Origin of the sequence: Mesorhizobium montanum (assembly GCF_033977145.1) — a bacterium.
Taxonomy (GTDB): Bacteria; Pseudomonadota; Alphaproteobacteria; order Rhizobiales; family Rhizobiaceae; genus Mesorhizobium; species Mesorhizobium montanum.
In genome coordinates this window covers 33971-50627 of the sequence record NZ_JAVIJF010000034.1, presented here as the reverse complement: position 1 = coordinate 50627, position 16657 = coordinate 33971, and the positions used below count along the sequence as shown (strand labels likewise).

The 16657-nt window shown below is 64.4% G+C and carries 14 protein-coding genes; 10 read left to right on the top strand and 4 right to left on the bottom strand.

The genetic code is table 11. The features are described from left to right. Together RFM68_RS31730 and RFM68_RS31725 are read right to left on the bottom strand one after the other, a co-directional pair. Nucleotides 1-964: VCBS domain-containing protein (locus tag RFM68_RS31730; protein WP_320236909.1), on the bottom strand; the 964-nt coding region annotated here is incomplete at its 3' end. Nucleotides 965-1453: 489 nt separating this feature from the next. Next, the gene (locus tag RFM68_RS31725; RefSeq protein ID WP_320236908.1) at nt 1454-2947 is read right to left on the bottom strand and encodes a helicase HerA domain-containing protein; all 1494 of its coding nucleotides are present in this window, start codon (nt 2945-2947) and stop codon (nt 1454-1456) included. A gap of 205 nt (nt 2948-3152) precedes the next feature. Here RFM68_RS31725 and RFM68_RS31720 point away from each other — a divergent pair, with 205 nt between their 5' ends. Continuing rightward, entirely contained in the window at nt 3153-3407 is a 255-nt protein-coding gene (locus RFM68_RS31720) for a hypothetical protein (protein ID WP_320236907.1), read from the top strand. Nucleotides 3408-3654: 247 nt separating this feature from the next. Here RFM68_RS31720 and RFM68_RS31715 read toward each other — a convergent pair whose 3' ends face one another. Further along, nucleotides 3655-4140: a hypothetical protein gene (locus tag RFM68_RS31715; protein ID WP_320236906.1), complete on the bottom strand. Its 486-nt coding sequence runs from the start codon at nt 4138-4140 to the stop codon at nt 3655-3657. A 188-nt stretch (nt 4141-4328) separates the two neighbouring features. Between RFM68_RS31715 and RFM68_RS31710 the strand changes: the two genes are divergently transcribed. Together RFM68_RS31710 and RFM68_RS31705 are read left to right on the top strand one after the other, a co-directional pair. After that, nucleotides 4329-4694 (top strand): RidA family protein, encoded by a 366-nt coding sequence (locus RFM68_RS31710; protein ID WP_320236905.1) that lies wholly within the window; start codon nt 4329-4331, stop codon nt 4692-4694. 84 nt (nt 4695-4778) lie between these two features. Then, the gene (locus tag RFM68_RS31705) at nt 4779-6008 is read left to right on the top strand and encodes an amidohydrolase/deacetylase family metallohydrolase (protein ID WP_320236904.1); all 1230 of its coding nucleotides are present in this window, start codon (nt 4779-4781) and stop codon (nt 6006-6008) included. Nucleotides 6009-6083: 75 nt separating this feature from the next. Here the strand turns inward: RFM68_RS31705 and RFM68_RS31700 are convergent, their stop codons facing one another. After that, nucleotides 6084-7874, bottom strand: a complete 1791-nt coding sequence (locus RFM68_RS31700; protein ID WP_320236903.1) for an NAD(P)/FAD-dependent oxidoreductase — start codon at nt 7872-7874, stop codon at nt 6084-6086. 472 nt (nt 7875-8346) lie between these two features. On the opposite strand from RFM68_RS31700, the gene RFM68_RS31695 reads away from it, so the two are divergent. Genes RFM68_RS31695 through RFM68_RS31665 form a run of 7 tightly spaced genes read left to right on the top strand, consistent with a single transcriptional unit; the run spans nt 8347 to nt 16537 of the window. Next, nucleotides 8347-8436 (top strand): K(+)-transporting ATPase subunit F, encoded by a 90-nt coding sequence (locus RFM68_RS31695; protein WP_036257910.1) that lies wholly within the window; start codon nt 8347-8349, stop codon nt 8434-8436. A 22-nt stretch (nt 8437-8458) separates the two neighbouring features. Beyond that, complete coding sequence (kdpA, locus tag RFM68_RS31690; RefSeq protein WP_320236902.1) at nt 8459-10162, top strand: potassium-transporting ATPase subunit KdpA; 1704 nt, start codon at nt 8459-8461, stop codon at nt 10160-10162. Then, a complete protein-coding gene (locus RFM68_RS31685; protein WP_320236901.1) occupies nt 10146-10400 on the top strand; it encodes a hypothetical protein in 255 nt (84 codons plus the stop codon). The genes kdpA and RFM68_RS31685 overlap by 17 nt, the downstream gene beginning before the upstream one ends. Further along, the gene (gene kdpB, locus RFM68_RS31680; protein ID WP_320236900.1) at nt 10397-12493 is read left to right on the top strand and encodes a potassium-transporting ATPase subunit KdpB; all 2097 of its coding nucleotides are present in this window, start codon (nt 10397-10399) and stop codon (nt 12491-12493) included. The genes RFM68_RS31685 and kdpB overlap by 4 nt, the downstream gene beginning before the upstream one ends. A gap of 12 nt (nt 12494-12505) precedes the next feature. Continuing rightward, nucleotides 12506-13069 (top strand): potassium-transporting ATPase subunit KdpC, encoded by a 564-nt coding sequence (gene kdpC, locus RFM68_RS31675; protein WP_320236899.1) that lies wholly within the window; start codon nt 12506-12508, stop codon nt 13067-13069. 55 nt (nt 13070-13124) lie between these two features. After that, nucleotides 13125-15848 (top strand): DUF4118 domain-containing protein, encoded by a 2724-nt coding sequence (locus RFM68_RS31670; RefSeq protein ID WP_320236898.1) that lies wholly within the window; start codon nt 13125-13127, stop codon nt 15846-15848. Then, on the top strand, nt 15845-16537 hold the full coding sequence (locus RFM68_RS31665; RefSeq protein ID WP_320236897.1) for a response regulator transcription factor: 693 nt from the start codon (nt 15845-15847) through the stop codon (nt 16535-16537). Before RFM68_RS31670 ends, RFM68_RS31665 begins: the two co-directional genes overlap by 4 nt. Nucleotides 16538-16657 lie beyond the last annotated feature (120 nt).

Sequence of the window (16657 nt, the reverse complement as noted above, 5' to 3'; positions counted from 1 at the left end):
TGAGGTCGCCGCCGACCGTCGGCGTGCCGGCATCGGCATTGCCGACCCCGCCCGCCTCCACAACGCCGCCGCTGCTGGTGCCGGTGATCACCGCCGCGTCGTTGGCGCCGTCGATGGTGATGGTCACGTCGTGCGTCGTCGTGCCGCCGTGACCGTCATCCGCTTTGACCGTGTATATGAGCGTAAGGTGCTCGCCCGCGGCGAGGTAGTCGAAGGCTTGCGGCGTGGAGTTGAACGACCAGTTGATCGCGCCCGAGGTGTGGCTGTTGTCGATGACGGGATTGCCGCCCAGCAACAGCATGTTCACGACGTCGGCAGCCTGAAGGGAACCGGTAGCCCCGCCCAGGGTCACTCCTGTCACCGAGGCATTGACCGTATCATGGATGTCGACATCGCTGACGGTCAGCGTGCCGTTTGTCGACAAAGGGGAGTTTGTTTCGTTAAGCATGGCGGCATCGTGATCGCCGGCGGCGACGGCGATCACCGGGGCATCGTTGGTGCCTGTGATCACAACCGTCAACGTGCCGACGCTGAGCGTGCCGTTCGACATCTTGATCGTGTATTGGATCGTGTCCGTGAACTGCTCTCCAGCGCCGAGCGCGTTGATCTGGGCAGTTAGAGCGGGAGCGGTCGCGTCGTAATGAATCTTGTTGTCGCTGCCGATCCAGAATTTCGCCCCGCTCGTGCTGCTGGTTTCGACGACGTTCGCGCCGTCCTGGATCAGCAGATCCTTGTTGTAGTCGGCGAACGCCTTGTTGGTAACCGTGATGCTGGCCCCTCCATCATCGTTCTTGACGCCGTCGTCCACCGAATAGATCGTCGTCTTGGTCCCGCCGCCGCTTGCCGCGAGGACGTCGAACGTGAACAGGAGGCTGCCGTCCTCTGTGCCGGATTGCGTCAGATCGGCTGCTGCACCCGAATTCGAAAACGTGACGGTCGAACCTGAAACTGTCGTAGTCGCCATTGCCGATTTCCCCCTGTGATCCCTTTGCGAACAACGGACGTGTTCGCACTAACGGTTACTGCTGATCCTGGCGCGCGCACTCCGCCGTCGCCGCAAGCGCATGCTCTTGCCTGCGGCGGTTGGTCAGGACCAAGCCATTCTGATTGACTAAGAAGACTTCTCTCGTTGAGAGACAAAAACCCACCCCGAGCGCTTGCGCGCTCGCTCCCCAACACTCCTAGCTGGCGTGCCCCCCTTGTCGCCGCGATCGCGGGACCAACCCTATCTATAGGCAGTTATATTAGCTTTTTACGATTTGGAAACCATAACCGCATATATAATAGTGGGTAATGTTAATGACTTGTTAGATATTTATTAGATATTTAACAAATCGGCGACCGGTCGGCTAATGGCGTAAAACTGACGTCGCGCCATAACTTGGTCGTTGGCATTGTCATATCCGGATATTGCGCACGTCCGCCAGAGCTTGGTCGGCGGCGTCTTCCGATGTCAGCCCACCGAGCTGTCCCGATCCCCGGCGTTCGGGTCGCCCGGCGCCGTCGCCCAGGCGAGTTCGACCAGCGTCACGGTGCGCCGGCCGGCGCCGTCGACCTGGCAGACGATGAGCCCCTGCTCCTCGATATAGTCGAGCAGCCGCCGCGCGCGGCGCAGCGAATGCGATCCATAAGCGCGTGCAATCGCCGCGTCGCTCGGGCAGGGCCAGCCCTCCTTGGCGGCGCGAGCAATCATCATGAACACGCCCTGCATGTCTTCCGGCAGCAGCGAGGCGCGCACCGAGACGTCGCGCCAGGCATCGTCCTCGGCTATGTCGGAGCCGACGCCGGCGCGGGCCCGCGTCAACATGCGGCGGAATTCCGAAAGATCAGGCACCACGGAGGCAAGCCCTTCGATGCGGCAGCGGACCACGAACTCCTGATAGAGCACGCCGATCACGCGGAACCCTGCGTCGGGCTCGGCCAGGATGGCGCGCAGGATGCGGTCCATGCGCTCGCGCCGCTCTGCGATATCCTCGGCGCTGGGCTGCGGCTCCGCCGGTTCGGGACGGATATCCAGCGGCGCCGCCTTGGCCGCCATCAGTTGATCGAGCAGATCAGGCGAAGGCCGGCGTTGCGGCCGCACCATCTCCGGCGGCGGCGCGGCAAGAATAATCGAGCGCGCATCCTCCAGCCTCGCCTCCGGCAGCGGCATCAGCCGCGGCGTGCCATTGCGCGGGCTGGTTTCCGTCTGGCCGATGCGCACGCCGAGCGGACGGCGCGACAAGGCAGGGCCGAGCGCCATGAAATGGCCGCGCTCCAGATCGCGAAACGCTTCGGCCTGCCGCCGTTCCATGCCGAGCAGATCGGCGGCGCGCGCCATGTCGATGTCGAGGAAGGTGCGGCCCATCAGGAAATTGGAAGCTTCCGCCGCGACGTTCTTGGCGAGCTTCGCCAGCCGCTGCGTGGCGATGATGCCGGCAAGCCCGCGCTTGCGGCCACGGCACATCAGGTTGGTCATGGCGCCGAGCGAGAGCTTGCGCGCCTCATCGGAGACCTCGCCGGCGGCGGCGGGCGCGAAGAGTTGCGCCTCGTCGACGACCACCAGCATCGGATACCAGTGATCGCGCGCGACCTCGAACAGTCCGCCAAGGAAAGCCGCGGCGCGCCGCATCTGGTTCTCGGCGTCGAGCCCTTCCAGGTTGAGCACCGTCGAGACGCGGTGGATGCGCGCCCGCTCGCCCGCCGCCTGCAGGCCGCGCTCGGTATGCTCCTCGGCATCGATCACCAGATGTCCAAAGCGTTCGCCGAGCGAGACGAAGTCGCCTTCGGGGTCGATGATGGTTTGCTGCACCCAGGGCGCGCTCTGTTCGAGCAGCCGGCGCAACAGGTGCGACTTGCCGGAGCCCGAATTGCCCTGCACCAAAAGGCGGGTCGCCAGCAGTTCCTCAAGGTCGAGGGCCGCCGGCGCGCCTGCCGTGGTCTGCCCCATCTCGATTGCAACGGTCATGTTTCGACTCGGATTGTCCCTGCGCGCGACGGGCTTACCAACCTCAGCGCGGCGCGTCGAGCGCATGTCGGGCCGCATGGCTGGTGTCCACATCTTGGCGGGAGCCTGTCGCCAGCAACTCTGGTCGGACCACCATTTCGCTGGCGCCGGTCGGCCATTGGCGTATCATCATGGTGGGACAGGGTTTCATGGCAGGAGGAGGCCGATGAACGTCGCTGCCGAAGTGCCCGTCGCCGGGTTGACGGTGCAAGACCTTGTAACGTCTGCCCTTTCGAAATTTCGCGCCGGCGACACCGTCTCGACGCGCGTGATGCTCGAAGCCATCCGCCGTTCCGATCCGGCCTGCGGCGACAGCGATGATCATCTCGTCGAACTGATCGTCATGACGGCAATTGGTAAGACCATGGGCGTCGTCTTCGACCACCGCTCGCCGGACGAGCGCTTGCCGTTTCTATCCTAGCCAGCCCGTCGGCCGAAGCCCGTCCCTAACGTCGTCATCCACGGGCGGAGCAAGGAGCGAAGCGATGCGCGCAGACCCGAGGATCCATTCCGTGACTTCGAGGCGTCGCAGCGGGTGCAGAACTTCACTCGGGGTTGTGCCGTCGCGATGATATTCTGGACCACCCCGCTCTTCGACAGTCGTCACGCTTCGGCTAAACTCCACAATGGCGATTTTGCCAACGCAGGCGCCGTCCGATAGGCTCCATCTAGCTGCCCAGCGGATGCGGCATGTAGCCGACGAAACCGGCGATCTTCCAGCGGCCACCGACATTGCGACAGAAGTAGAGCGTCTGCCATTTGAGGCGGTCGACGCTGCCGTCGGCCTTGGTAACCGAGCCGTCGAACTTCTTGTGCAGCACCGCACGGTCGCCATCGACGTCGATGTCGCGCATGTTGGTGACACGGAAGAGTGCTTCGCGCAGCGGCTCGGCGAATTTCGTCGCCGCGGTTTCCTTGGCCTGGCGCAGCCATTCGTCGCGATAGACGTCCAGCCTGGGAAACTGCAACCGCCAGGCATCGGCATTGGCCAGGAAATGCGCATGCATGCCGAAGAAGCTCTCGGCGATGAAATCGTCCTCGACCATAGACCAGTCCTGTCCGAGGAAAGCATCGATGTCGCGCCGCACCAGCATTTCCCAGAGCGCGTGGCGATCGGCATCGCCTTCCGGAAACGGATTCTTGTCGAAGGTCATCCGGAATCTCCCTCAGATGTGCACAGCCGGACGCATGCGGCGTCGAGCGCAAGATGCTCAGGCTTCTGTAATTAAGCAACATTGAATTCGAAAAAATGTTGCTTTCCGACATTGCCTGTGAGGATCATGCCGACGAGCGTAAACGGCTATGTGACCCGGTTCCCATCGGCCGACAAAAGGAGGCTCATTTGCCCAAGCAGTGCTTTGGAAAATCGCATGTTCCGCTCTCGCCCGCCGTGCGCGCCGGCGATTTCATCTATGTCTCCGGCCAGGTGCCGGTGGGCAGCGACGGACTTGTGGTCAGGGGCGGCATCGCCGAGCAGGCCGAACAGGTGCTGCAGAACGTCAAGGCGGCGCTGGCGCTGGCCGGATGCACCATGGACGATGTGGTGAAGACAACCGTCTGGCTGGAGGACGCGCGCGATTTCGGCACCTTCAACACCGTCTATGCAAAGCATTTCTCGCAGGACCCGCCGGCGCGCACGACGGTCGAATCCCGTCTGATGATCGACATCAAGATCGAGATCGAAGCCGTCGCCTACCGGCCGCTCTGATCGCCTGGAGCAATTCCAGGAAAAGTGCTCAGCGGTTTTCCGTCCGGAATTGCGTGAAACAAACAAACAGCAGGGAGGGCACCGATGCAGTTCGATCTCCTGATCAAGGGCGGGCGTGTCATCGATCCCGCATCGGGCCTGGACGCGCAACGCGACATTGCCATCGCCGATGGTCGTGTCGCCGCAATCGATGCCGCCATCGGCGCCGAGGCCGCTGGTCAGGTCATTGATGCCAGGGACTGCATCGTCACGCCGGGCCTCGTCGACCTGCACAGCCATGTCTATTGGGGCGGCACCTCGCTCGGCGTCGATGCCGACCGGCTTGCCGCCAAGAGCGGCACCACCACCTTCATCGATGCCGGCAGTGCCGGCGCCGGCAATTTCCTCGGCTTCCGCCGCCATGTCATCGAACGCTCGAAGGTCCGCATCCTCGCTTACGTCAACATCTCCTTTGCCGGCATATTCGGCTTCGCGAAGACCGTGTCCGTCGGCGAATGCAGCGACCTCAGGCTTTGCGAGCCGCGCGAGACGGTGGCGGCGGTTCGCGAGCACGCCGATGTCGTCGTCGGCGTAAAAGTTCGCTCCGGCAAGCATGCCGGCGGCAGCAGCGGCATCGCGCCGGTCGACCTCGCGCTCGAAGCCGCGGACAAGGCCGGCCTGCCGCTGATGGCGCATATCGACGAGCCACCGCCCGGCCGCTCCGAGGTGCTGCCCAGGCTGCGCCGCGGCGACATCCTCACCCATTGCTTTCGGCCGTTCCCGAATGCGCCGGTCTTCGCCTCCGGCGCGGTGCGCCCCGATATGCGCCTGGCGCGCGAGCGCGGCGTCATCTTCGACATCGGCCACGGCATGGGCTCCTTCGATTTCGAGGTGGCGAAGGCGATGCTGGCTGAAGGCCTGGCGCCCGACGTCATCTCGAGCGACGTGCACCTTTACTGCGTCGACGGCCCGGCGTTCGACATCCTGGTCTGCATGTCGAAGCTCATGGCGCTCGGCATGCCATTGGTCGAGGTGCTGCGCGCGGCGACACAGCGCCCGGCCAAGGCGATCGCGAGACCCGAACTAGGCATATTGAAGGTTGGCGGCATCGGCGATGTCGCGGTACTGAGGCAGCTGCCAGGCCGTTTCACCTTCGTCGATGCCGTCGGCGCCTCGCTGATCGCGGATCAGCGACTGGTTTCAAACGGCATCGTCATCGGCGGCAAATGGTGGCCGAACGAAGCGCCGGACCACAATGAGACCGAGCGCTTCGAGGCGCATGCGCATCACACCCATGTGGATGTGGCGGCCAGCCATTTCAGGCGGGGGCACTGACCGAGCCCGTGCGCGCGTTCGTCATTCCAGGGCGTAGTGACGCGAAGCGGAGCGCAGACCCTAGAATGACGAACGCTAGGTACGCGAATTGCTTGGCTCGCCATAGACCGGCGTGGCAATCCCTTCCATCCGCGCCTTGAGCTGCAGCGCCACATATTTCGAGTAGAAGCGCGACAGCGCCAGGTTGCCGCCGTGGAACCACAGCGCTTCCTGCGCCGTCGGCTTCCACATGTTGCGCAATTCGCCCTGCCACGGACCCGGATCGCCCTTCACGCCGGAGCCCAGGCCCCAGCACGGGCCGACCTTGTCGGCGACCTCGCGCGAGACGATACCCGCCACCGTCTCGTTCATCGACTGGTAGCCGGTGCAGCAGACGATCGCGTCGACGGCGAGCTCGCCGCCGTCCTCGAACAGGATACCGCTCGGCGTCAGCGATTTGATGCCGACGCCGCTCTTCACCTTGATCTCGCCATTCAGGATCAGCTCGCAGGCGCCGACATCGATGTAGTAGCCGGAGCCGGTGCGGTAAGCCTTCATCAACAGCCCCGTCTCGTCCTCGCCGAAGTCGATGGCAAAGCCGCTGTCGCTGAGGCGCTTGTAGAAATCCGCGTCACGCGCCCGGATCACATCGTAGAGCGCGCGCTGGCCCTTCGGCACCAGCGCGAACGGCGTCGAGGCGACGATCATGTCGGCCTTGTCGGTGGTGATGCCGCGCGCCAGCGCCTTTTCCGAGAAGATCTCGAAGCCGACATCCATCAGCGTGTCGGACTTCACCACAGTCGTCGGCGAGCGCTGGACCATGGTGACCTTCGCGCCCGCTTCCCACAGATCGACGCTGACATCATGGCCCGAGCTTGCCGCGCCAATCACCGCGACACGCGTGCCGCGGAACTTCTCGCCGGTGGAATACTGGCTGGAATGCAAAAGCTCGCCCTTGAAGCTGTCCGCGCCCGGCAATTCGATCTGTTTCGGCGCACCATAAGCGCCGGTGGCGAAGACGATGTGCTTCGGCTTCAGCGTGATCCGCTGGCCGACGCGATCGACCACCACCGTCCAGACCCTTTCGGCCTCGTCATAGGCGGCGCTGATGCATTTGGTGGCGACCCAATAGTTCAGCTCCATGACGCGGGTGTACATTTCCAGCCAGTCGCCCATCTTGTCCTTGGGCGTGAAGACCGGCCAGTTTTCCGGGAACGGAACATAGGGCAGATGGTCGTACCAGACCGGATCGTGCAGCACGAGCGAGCGATAGCGGTTGCGCCAGGAATCGCCGGCGCGAGCATTCTTTTCGATGACCAGTGTCGGAACACCGAACTGCCGCAGCCTGGCGCCCAGCATGATGCCGCCCTGCCCGCCGCCGATCACCAGGCAATAGGGCTGGTCATGCACGCCCAGATCGCGCGCCTCGCGTGCCCTGGCCTCCGCCCAGGTCTCGCGCCCGGGATCGGCCTTGTGGCGGATGCCGAGCGGCCGGGCCGGACCCTTCCGCTCCTCGAACCCCTTGAGCTCGCTCATCGCCGTGAACAGCGTGCGGCAGCGGCCGTCCTTGAGCCGCAGGATCCCCTCGCCACGCGCGACCGCCGTCTCGAAGGTGAACCAGGCTTCGATGACGCCGTCTTCGACGCTGGCCTCCCCGGACAGGCGCCACTGCGACGGCTTGGCCGATGACAGAGTCGCCTTCAGCATTTCGCGGATCGCGGCCTGTCCCTCCATGGTCTTGATGTTCCATGTGAAGGTTAAGAGATCGCGCCAGTAGCAATCCTCCGCGAAGAGGTTCGTCGCCGCCTCGATATCGCCGGCCTCGAGCGCCCGACCGAACGAGCCGAGCCAGGCAGCCGCCTGTTGCGATGGTGCGATGTCGAGCATGTTGTCCTTCCCTATACGCATCCAACTCGTTGCTGAATGTTTATTGTCGAACTCGGCGCTGCCTCACATCCGCCTGCCCGTACCTCAGCAGCTGCGGAGGATGGACCGGCACCTTCTCCTTGTATAGTGACGTATAGTGGCAGGTAGAAGAGAGACTGCTCCGGCATCGCGTCCTTTCCGGCAGCCCAAACCTCTATAAAATTCCTATATCTTTCCTCCCCGTCCCGTCTCGAACCTTTATGGCGATCGGGTCCATATTTCGTTCCGAAGAGAAGCTTTGCCGCCGTCGCCGCCAAGGTGACGCGCGTTCGCGCGCAGTTTTTGACCCCGCCCGCTGCGGGTGGAAACTACATACGAAAACAAGGAGCGCCTATCATGGACCTTATAGTTCTCGGGATCGGGATTTTGTTCTTCGCCATGTCCTTAGCCTATGTGAAAGCTTGCGACATAATCTGAGCGGAAGGGCCGGATCATGCTTTTCGACTACATCCTCGGCGGCGCGGTGACCTTGTTCCTGCTCGCCTATCTCACCTACGCCCTCATTCGCCCAGAACGCTTCTGATCGACGTACGGAAGGTCACATCATGACGCTCAACGGCTGGATACAGATCCTGGTCTATTGCGGAATCCTGCTTTTGCTGGTGAAGCCGCTCGGCAGCTATATCTACCGCGTCTTCAGCGGCGACCGCACCTTGCTGTCGCCCGTGCTCGCCCCGATCGAGCGTGGGCTCTACCGTCTCGCCGGAACGGGCGAGAAGGAAGAACAGCACTGGGCCGTCTACGCGACCGGCATGCTGCTCTTCAACCTCGCCGGCTTCCTGGTTCTGTACGTGCTGCAGCGGCTGCAGGGCGCTTTGCCCTATAATCCCGCGGGCATGACGCCGGTCGAGCCCGGTCTCGCCTTCAACACCGCCGTCAGCTTCGTCACCAACACCAACTGGCAGAACTACGGCGGCGAAAGCACGATGTCCTACCTCGTGCAGATGGCCGGCCTGACCGTTCAGAATTTCGTCTCGGCCGCCACCGGCATTGCCATCGCCATCGCTCTGATCCGCGGCTTTGCCCGCGCTTCCGGCAAGTCGATCGGCAATTTCTGGGTCGACCTCACCCGCTGCACCCTCCACGTGCTCTTGCCGCTCTGCATCGTGCTGACGCTCGTCTATGTCTGGCTGGGCATCCCGCAAACCCTCGGGCCCTATGTCGACGCGACAACGCTGGAAGGCGCCAAGCAGACGATCGCGCTCGGGCCGGTCGCCTCGCAGGTCGCCATCAAGATGCTCGGCACCAATGGCGGCGGTTTCTTCAACGCCAATGCCGCGCATCCGTTCGAGAACCCGAACGCGATCTCGAACCTGATCCAGATGCTGTCGATCTTCGCGATCGGCGCCGCTCTCACCAACGTCTTCGGCCGCATGGTCGGCAGTGAGCGCCAGGGCTGGGCGATCCTCGCCTCGATGGGCGTGCTGTTCCTCGTTGGCGTCGCCGTCTGCTACTGGGCGGAGGCCGCCGGCAATCCGCTGGTCCATGCGCTTGGCATCGACGGCGGCAACATGGAAGGCAAGGAGACGCGCTTCGGCATCGCCATGTCGGCGCTGTTCGCGGTCATCACCACGGCTGCCTCCTGCGGCGCCGTCAACGCCATGCATGATAGCTTCACCGCGCTTGGCGGCATGATCCCGCTGATCAACATGCAGCTCGGCGAGGTTATCGTCGGCGGTGTCGGCGCCGGCTTCTACGGCATTTTGATGTTCGTCGTCGTCGCTGTCTTCGTCGCCGGCCTGATGGTTGGCCGCACGCCGGAATATCTCGGCAAGAAGATCGAGGCCAAGGAGGTCAAGATGGCGATGCTTGCCATCCTGTGCCTGCCGCTGGCGATGCTGATCTTCACGGCCATCGCCGTGGTTCTGCCGAGCGCCGTGGCATCGATTGCCAATAGCGGCCCGCACGGCTTCACCGAGGTGCTCTATGCCTATACCTCGGCGGCCGCGAACAATGGTTCGGCCTTCGGCGGCCTCACCGGCAACACGCCCTGGTACAACATCACCATGGCCATCGGCATGCTGATGGGCCGCTTCCTGGTCATCATCCCGGCTTTGGCCATTGCCGGCTCGCTGGCCGCCAAGAAGACCGTGCCTGCCTCGGCCGGCACCTTCCCGACCGACGGCTCGCTGTTCGTCGGGCTGCTCGTCGGCGTCATCAGCATCGTCGGCGGCCTCACCTTCTTCCCGTCGCTCGCCGTCGGTCCGATTGTCGAGCACCTGGCGATGATCCATGGACAGACCTTCTGAGATGACCATGCCCCGCTTCAACGACATACGCCGCAACGACCGTCACCAGACCGGTGACGGAGCGCCCGACAACGGAAGGGACGAGAAGCCCCGTCCTTTCCCGACGCTTTCAACCTTCCTCGGCATGGCGGCAGCGCTGTTCGTGCTGTGGCTGCTGGCAGTCGGCCTTCCGCACCTGTTCCCGAAGGCCGAGCACCCGGCGCCGTCCACCAAAATCGATACTGGAGCCCAGAAATGAGCCAGTCCAAATCCGCCGTTATCATGGACGCCCGCATCCTGGTGCCCGCCATTGGCGGCGCCTTGCGCAAGCTCGATCCGCGCACGCTGGTCAAGAACCCGGTGATGTTCGTCGTCGCGGTCGTCTCTGCGCTCACCACCGTGCTGTTCGTCAGGGATCTCATCGCCGGCGGCGGCGATCTCGGCTTCACCCTGCAGATCATCATCTGGCTGTGGTTCACCGTGCTGTTCGCCAACTTCGCCGAGGCCGTGGCCGAAGGCCGCGGCAAGGCGCAGGCCGACTCGCTGCGCAAGGCGCGCACCGAGACCCAGGCCAAGCTGCTCACCAATGGCGGGGATCGCTCGAAGTTCAAGCTGGTGCCCGGCACCAGCCTGAAGGTCGGCGACATCGTGCTGGTCGAAGCCGGCGACATCATCCCGTCGGACGGCGAGGTGATCGAAGGCGTGGCCTCGGTCAACGAAGCGGCGATCACCGGTGAGTCCGCACCGGTCATCCGCGAATCCGGCGGCGACCGATCCGCCGTCACCGGCGGCACCCAGGTTCTGTCCGACTGGATCCGCGTCCGCATTTCCGCCGCCTCCGGCCACACCTTCCTCGACCGCATGATCTCGCTGGTCGAGGGTGCGGAGCGCCAGAAGACGCCGAACGAGATCGCGCTCAACATCCTGCTTGTCGGCATGACGCTGATCTTCGTGCTGGCGACCGCGACCATTCCGAGCTTCGCCTCCTACTCGGGCGGTTATATCCCGGTGACGATCCTCGTTGCGCTCTTCGTGACACTGATCCCGACCACGATCGGCGCGCTGCTGTCGGCCATCGGCATCGCCGGCATGGACCGCCTGGTGCGCTTCAACGTGCTTGCCATGTCCGGCCGCGCCGTCGAGGCCGCCGGCGATGTCGACACGCTTCTCCTCGACAAGACCGGCACCATCACGCTCGGCAACCGCCAGGCGACCGAGTTCCGGCCGACCAAGGGCATCCCCGAGCACGAGCTGGCCGATGCCGCCCAGCTTGCCTCGCTCGCCGACGAGACGCCGGAGGGCCGCTCGATCGTCGTGCTGGCCAAGGAGAAATACGGCATACGCGCCCGCGACATGGCAACGCTGCACGCCACCTTCGTGCCGTTCACCGCGCAGACGCGCATGAGCGGCGTCGACATCGACGGCTCATCGGTTCGCAAGGGCGCGGTCGATGCGGTGCTTGCCCATGTCAACCAGACGACGGCCGCCGCGCATGGCACGCGTCCGACGAGCGACACGATCCGCGACCTGCAGGCGGTCGCCGACGAAATCGCCAAGGCCGGCGGCACGCCGCTGGCGGTCGAGCGCGACGGCCGCCTGCTCGGCGTCGTCCACCTCAAGGACATCGTCAAGGGCGGCATCCGCGAGCGTTTCGCGGAGCTGCGCAAGATGGGCATCCGCACGGTGATGATCACCGGCGACAATCCGCTCACCGCCGCGGCAATTGCCGCTGAAGCCGGCGTCGACGACTTCCTCGCCCAGGCAACGCCGCAGAACAAGCTGTCGCTGATCCGCGAGGAGCAGGCCAAGGGCAAGCTGGTCGCCATGTGCGGCGACGGCACCAACGACGCGCCGGCGCTGGCCCAGGCCGATGTCGGCGTCGCCATGAACACCGGCACGGTCGCCGCGCGCGAGGCCGGCAACATGGTCGACCTCGACAGCGACCCGACCAAGCTGATCGAGATCGTCGAGATCGGCAAGGCGCTCTTGATGACGCGCGGCTCGCTGACCACCTTCTCGATCGCCAACGACGTGGCCAAGTATTTCGCCATAATCCCGGCGATGTTCGCGGTCTTCTACGTCGCGCCCGGGCAGAAAACCGGTCCGCTGCAGGCGGTCAACATCATGCATCTTGCAACGCCGCAGAGCGCCATCCTGTCGGCCATCATCTTCAATGCGCTGATCATTGTCGCGCTGATTCCGCTGTCGCTGAGGGGCGTGAAATACCGTGCCATCGGCGCCGGCTCGCTGCTCACCCGCAACCTGCTGGTCTACGGCCTCGGCGGCATCGTCGTGCCGTTCGTCGGCATCAAGGCGATCGACGTGATCGTCACGGCCCTCGGCCTCGCATAAGGATTGACCCCGATGTTCAAGCAACTCAGACCCGCTTTTGTCATGATCGTCTTCTTCACGGTGCTGACCGGCCTCGTCTATCCGATCGGCATGACCGGCATTGCCCAGGCGCTGTTCCCTAACCAGGCCAATGGCAGCCTCATCGCCAAGGACGGCAAGGTGGTCGGTTCCAGCCTGATCGGCCAGGCCTTCGCCAGCGACCGCTATTTCCACGGCAGGCCGTCGGCCGCCGGCAATGGCTACGACGCCAGCGCCTCCGGCGGCTCGAACCTCGGCCCGACCAATCCGAAGCTGATCGAGCGCGTCAAGGGCGACGCCGGGAAGCTGAAGGCGGAAAACCCGAATGCGCCGGTGCCGATGAACCTCATCACCGCCTCGGGCAGCGGCCTCGATCCCGACATCAGCCCCGAGGCCGCCTATTTCCAGTTGCCGCGCGTCGCCAAGGCCCGCGGCGTGGACGAGGCCAAGGTGAAGGCGCTCGTCGACAGCCATGTCGAGGATCGCGAGCTCGGCTTCATAGGTGAGCCGGTGGTCAACGTGCTCGCGCTCAACCTGGCGCTGGACGACCTGAAGTAATCAGCCCCGCACCGGGGATCGACACGATCCCCGGCGCAATTCATGATTGGACCTGATGCCGGACGACAGGACCGACTCCCAGAACAGACCTTCCCCCGACGCGCTCCTCGAGCATGCCGAGCGCGAGGGCCGCGGCCGCCTGCGCATATTTCTCGGCGCGGCGCCGGGCGTCGGTAAGACCTACGAAATGCTGATGGCGGGCCGCGCCCAGCGCGCCGACGATATCGATGTCGTGATCGGCATCGTCGAGACGCATGGCCGCAAGGAAACCCAGGCTTTGGTCGACGGCTATGAGGTGATCGCGCGCCGCCTGGTCGAGTATCGCGGCCAGACCCTTGACGAGATGGACATCGACGCCATCCTGAAGCGGCGCCCGGACCTGGTTCTGGTCGACGAGCTTGCCCATACCAATGCGCCCGGCAGCCGCCATCCCAAGCGCTATCTCGATGTGCAGGAGATCCTTGCGCAAGGCATCGACGTCTACACCACGCTCAACATCCAGCATGTCGAGAGCCTGAACGACGTCGTCGCCCAGATCACGCGCGTCAGGGTGCGCGAGACGGTTCCCGATTCCATCATCGACGAGGCCGACGACATCGAGATCATCGACCTCACTCCCGACGACCTGATCAAGAGGCTGCGGGACGGCAAGGTCTATTTCCCCAACACCGCGCAGCGCGCCATCGAGAATTATTTTTCGCCGGGCAACCTGACGGCGCTGCGCGAGCTGGCGCTGCGCCGCACGGCCCAGCGCGTCGACGAGCAGTTGCTCAACCACATGCAGTCGCATGCCATTCCAGGGCCATGGGCGGCCGGCGAGCGCGTTCTCGCCTGCGTCGACTCGCAGCCTGGCGGAGCGGCCCGCATCCGCTATGCGCGCCGGCTCGCCGACCGGCTGCGCGCGCCCTGGACGGCGCTCCATGTCGACACGCCACGGCTCGCCGGCCTGTCCGAGGAGGACAAGGACCGCCTGGCCAGGAATCTGCGCCTTGCCGAACAGCTCGGCGCCGAGATCGCCACCATTCCGGGTCAGGACGTCGCCCAGGACATCGTGCGCCACGCGACGGCGAACAACTTCACCCATATCGTCATCGGCAGGCCGACCCGCTCGCGCTGGCGTGAGCTGATCGAGGGCTCGCTAACCTATGATCTGATCCGCAATGCCGGCGATATCAGCGTCCATGTCATTTCGGGCGCCGAACGCGATGCCGACATGCCGTCGGCGCGGGTGAAAGCGGCGCCCGAGCCGAAGCCTTTCCAGATCTGGCCCTATCTGTTCTCAACGGCCTATGTCGCCAGCGCGCTGGCGGTCAGCTCGATCCTCGACCAGTTCCTCGACGTCCGCAATCTCGCCAGCGTACTGCTTCTGGCGGTGCTGACCTCGGCCGTGACGTTCGGGCTCTGGCCGGCGCTCTATGCCTGCTTCCTCAGCGCGCTTGCCTTCAATTTCTTCTTCCTCGAGCCGCGCTACACGCTGACGATAAGAGAACCGGAAAGCATCGTTGCCTTCACGGTCTTCCTCGTCGTCGCCGTGATCGCCAGCAATCTGACGGCGCGCGTGCAGCGCCAGGCGGTCGCCGCGCGGTCGCGGGCACGGGCGACCGAGGACATCTATTCCTTCTCCAAGAAGCTTGCCGGCGCCGGCACGCTGGACGACGTGCTATGGGCAACGGCCTTCCAGATCGCTTCGATGCTGAAAGTGCGCGTCGTGCTGCTTCTGCCGGAAAACGGCACCATCACCGTCAAGGCCGGCTATCCACCGGACGACACATTGGCCGAGGCTGATATCGCGGCCGCACGCTGGGCCTGGGAGCATAACCGCGCCGCCGGCCGCGGCGCCGACACTCTGCCGGGCGCAAAACGCCTCTATCTCCCCTTGCGGACAGGGCGAACCGCCATCGGCGTGGTCGGCCTCGACAATGACAAGCAAGGCCCGCTGCTGACGCCAGAGCAGCAACGTCTGCTCGACGCCTTGGCCGACCAGGCCGCCGTCGCCATCGAACGCGTCCAGCTCGTCGCCGATGTCGACCGCGCCCGGCTTGCGGCCGAAGCGGACCGCTTGCGCTCGGCGCTGCTCACCTCGATCTCGCATGATTTGAAGACGCCGCTTGCCGCGATCATGGGCGCGGCCGGCACGCTGAAGGAATTCGCGCCGCAACTGCCGGAGACCGATCGCGTGGAGCTTCTGTCGACGGTTGTCAGCGAGTCGGAGCGGCTGAACCGCTTCATCGCCAATCTGCTCGACATGACCAGGATCGAGTCGGGCGCGATGGAGCCGAACGACGCGTTCCATTATGTCGGCGATATTGTCGGCTCGGCGCTGAACCGGGCGCAGAAGATCACCATCGAGCATAAAATTGAGACCGATATTCCGGCTGACCTGCCGATGCTGCGGCTCGACCCGGTGCTATTCGAGCAGGCGCTGTTCAACCTCCTCGACAATGCCGCCAAATATGCCTCGCCCGGCTCGGCCATCCGGCTGCAGGCCTGGGTCGACAACGGCGCCGTCATCCTGCAGGTGATGGATGAGGGGCCGGGCATCCCGCCGGACGATCTGGAGCGGGTATTCGACACCTTTTACCGCGTACGCAAACGCGACCAGGTGCGCGCCGGCACCGGTCTCGGCCTGTCGATCAGCCGCGGCTTCATCGAGGCGATGGGCGGCATGATCGCGGCAGCCAACCGCACCGACCGGCAAGGCGCGATCTTCACCATCCGCATGCCGGTGCCGGCCGATTTGCCTGTGCTGGGCGCACCCCTTACGGACGATGCGGCATGACAAACCAGACCGTCTCCATTTTGGTCGTCGACGACGAACCGCCGATCCGCAAATTGCTGCGCGTCGGCCTCGGCAGCCAGGGCTACGCTGTCTCCGAGGCGCCGAATGCTAAGGCGGCGATCGAACTCATGCAGACCGAGCGGCCCGACCTGATCCTGCTCGATCTCGGCCTGCCCGGCATGACCGGTCTCGAGCTGCTCGGCAAATGGCGAAGCGACGGCCTCGATATTCCGGTCGTCATCCTATCCAGCCGCACCGACGAGGCTGGCATCGTCTCGGCACTCGAGCTCGGCGCCGACGATTATGTGACAAAGCCCTTCGGCATGAACGAGCTTGTCGCCCGCATCCGCGTGGCGCTGCGCCACAAATTTCAGCAGCAGGGCGAGAAGCCGGTGTTCCACACTGGTGACCTTTCCGTCGACCTGGTGAAGCGCATCGTCAAGGTCGAAGGCAAGGAAGTGAAGTTGTCGCCTAAGGAATACGACATCCTGCGCATGCTCGTGCAGTATGCCGGCAAGGTGCTGACCCACCAGTTCCTGATGAAGCAGATCTGGAGCGATACGACCGACGTCCAGTATCTCAGGGTCTACGTGCGCCAGTTGAGGCAGAAGATCGAAAAGACCCCGGACCAGCCGCGCTACCTCATCACCGAGACGGGAGTGGGGTACCGTTTGCGCGAGGTAGAATAGCCAAGGCAAACCCGTGGCGATTGGCCAAAGGCATCTCAGGGTCGTCATCCCAGCGCGAAGCAGGAGCGAAACGACGCGGCGCAGACCCCGGGATGACGAAGCGACTGGCGTTTTGGCATG

Bases quoted from the DNA above. Each gene is read 5' to 3' on its own strand.
- RFM68_RS31715 (WP_320236906.1), bottom strand. From the start codon at position 4,140: ATGACCTTCGACAAGAATCCGTTTCCGGAAGGCGATGCCGATCGCCAC.
- RFM68_RS31700 (WP_320236903.1), bottom strand. From the start codon at position 7,874: ATGCTCGACATCGCACCATCGCAACAGGCGGCTGCCTGGCTCGGCTCG.
- RFM68_RS31695 (WP_036257910.1), top strand. From the start codon at position 8,347: ATGCTTTTCGACTACATCCTCGGCGGCGCGGTGACCTTGTTCCTGCTC.
- kdpA (WP_320236902.1), top strand. From the start codon at position 8,459: ATGACGCTCAACGGCTGGATACAGATCCTGGTCTATTGCGGAATCCTG.
- kdpC (WP_320236899.1), top strand. From the start codon at position 12,506: ATGTTCAAGCAACTCAGACCCGCTTTTGTCATGATCGTCTTCTTCACG.
- RFM68_RS31670 (WP_320236898.1), top strand. From the start codon at position 13,125: ATGCCGGACGACAGGACCGACTCCCAGAACAGACCTTCCCCCGACGCG.
- RFM68_RS31720 (WP_320236907.1), top strand. From the start codon at position 3,153: ATGAACGTCGCTGCCGAAGTGCCCGTCGCCGGGTTGACGGTGCAAGAC.
- RFM68_RS31685 (WP_320236901.1), top strand. From the start codon at position 10,146: ATGGACAGACCTTCTGAGATGACCATGCCCCGCTTCAACGACATACGC.
- kdpB (WP_320236900.1), top strand. From the start codon at position 10,397: ATGAGCCAGTCCAAATCCGCCGTTATCATGGACGCCCGCATCCTGGTG.
- RFM68_RS31665 (WP_320236897.1), top strand. From the start codon at position 15,845: ATGACAAACCAGACCGTCTCCATTTTGGTCGTCGACGACGAACCGCCG.
- RFM68_RS31705 (WP_320236904.1), top strand. From the start codon at position 4,779: ATGCAGTTCGATCTCCTGATCAAGGGCGGGCGTGTCATCGATCCCGCA.
- RFM68_RS31725 (WP_320236908.1), bottom strand. From the start codon at position 2,947: ATGACCGTTGCAATCGAGATGGGGCAGACCACGGCAGGCGCGCCGGCG.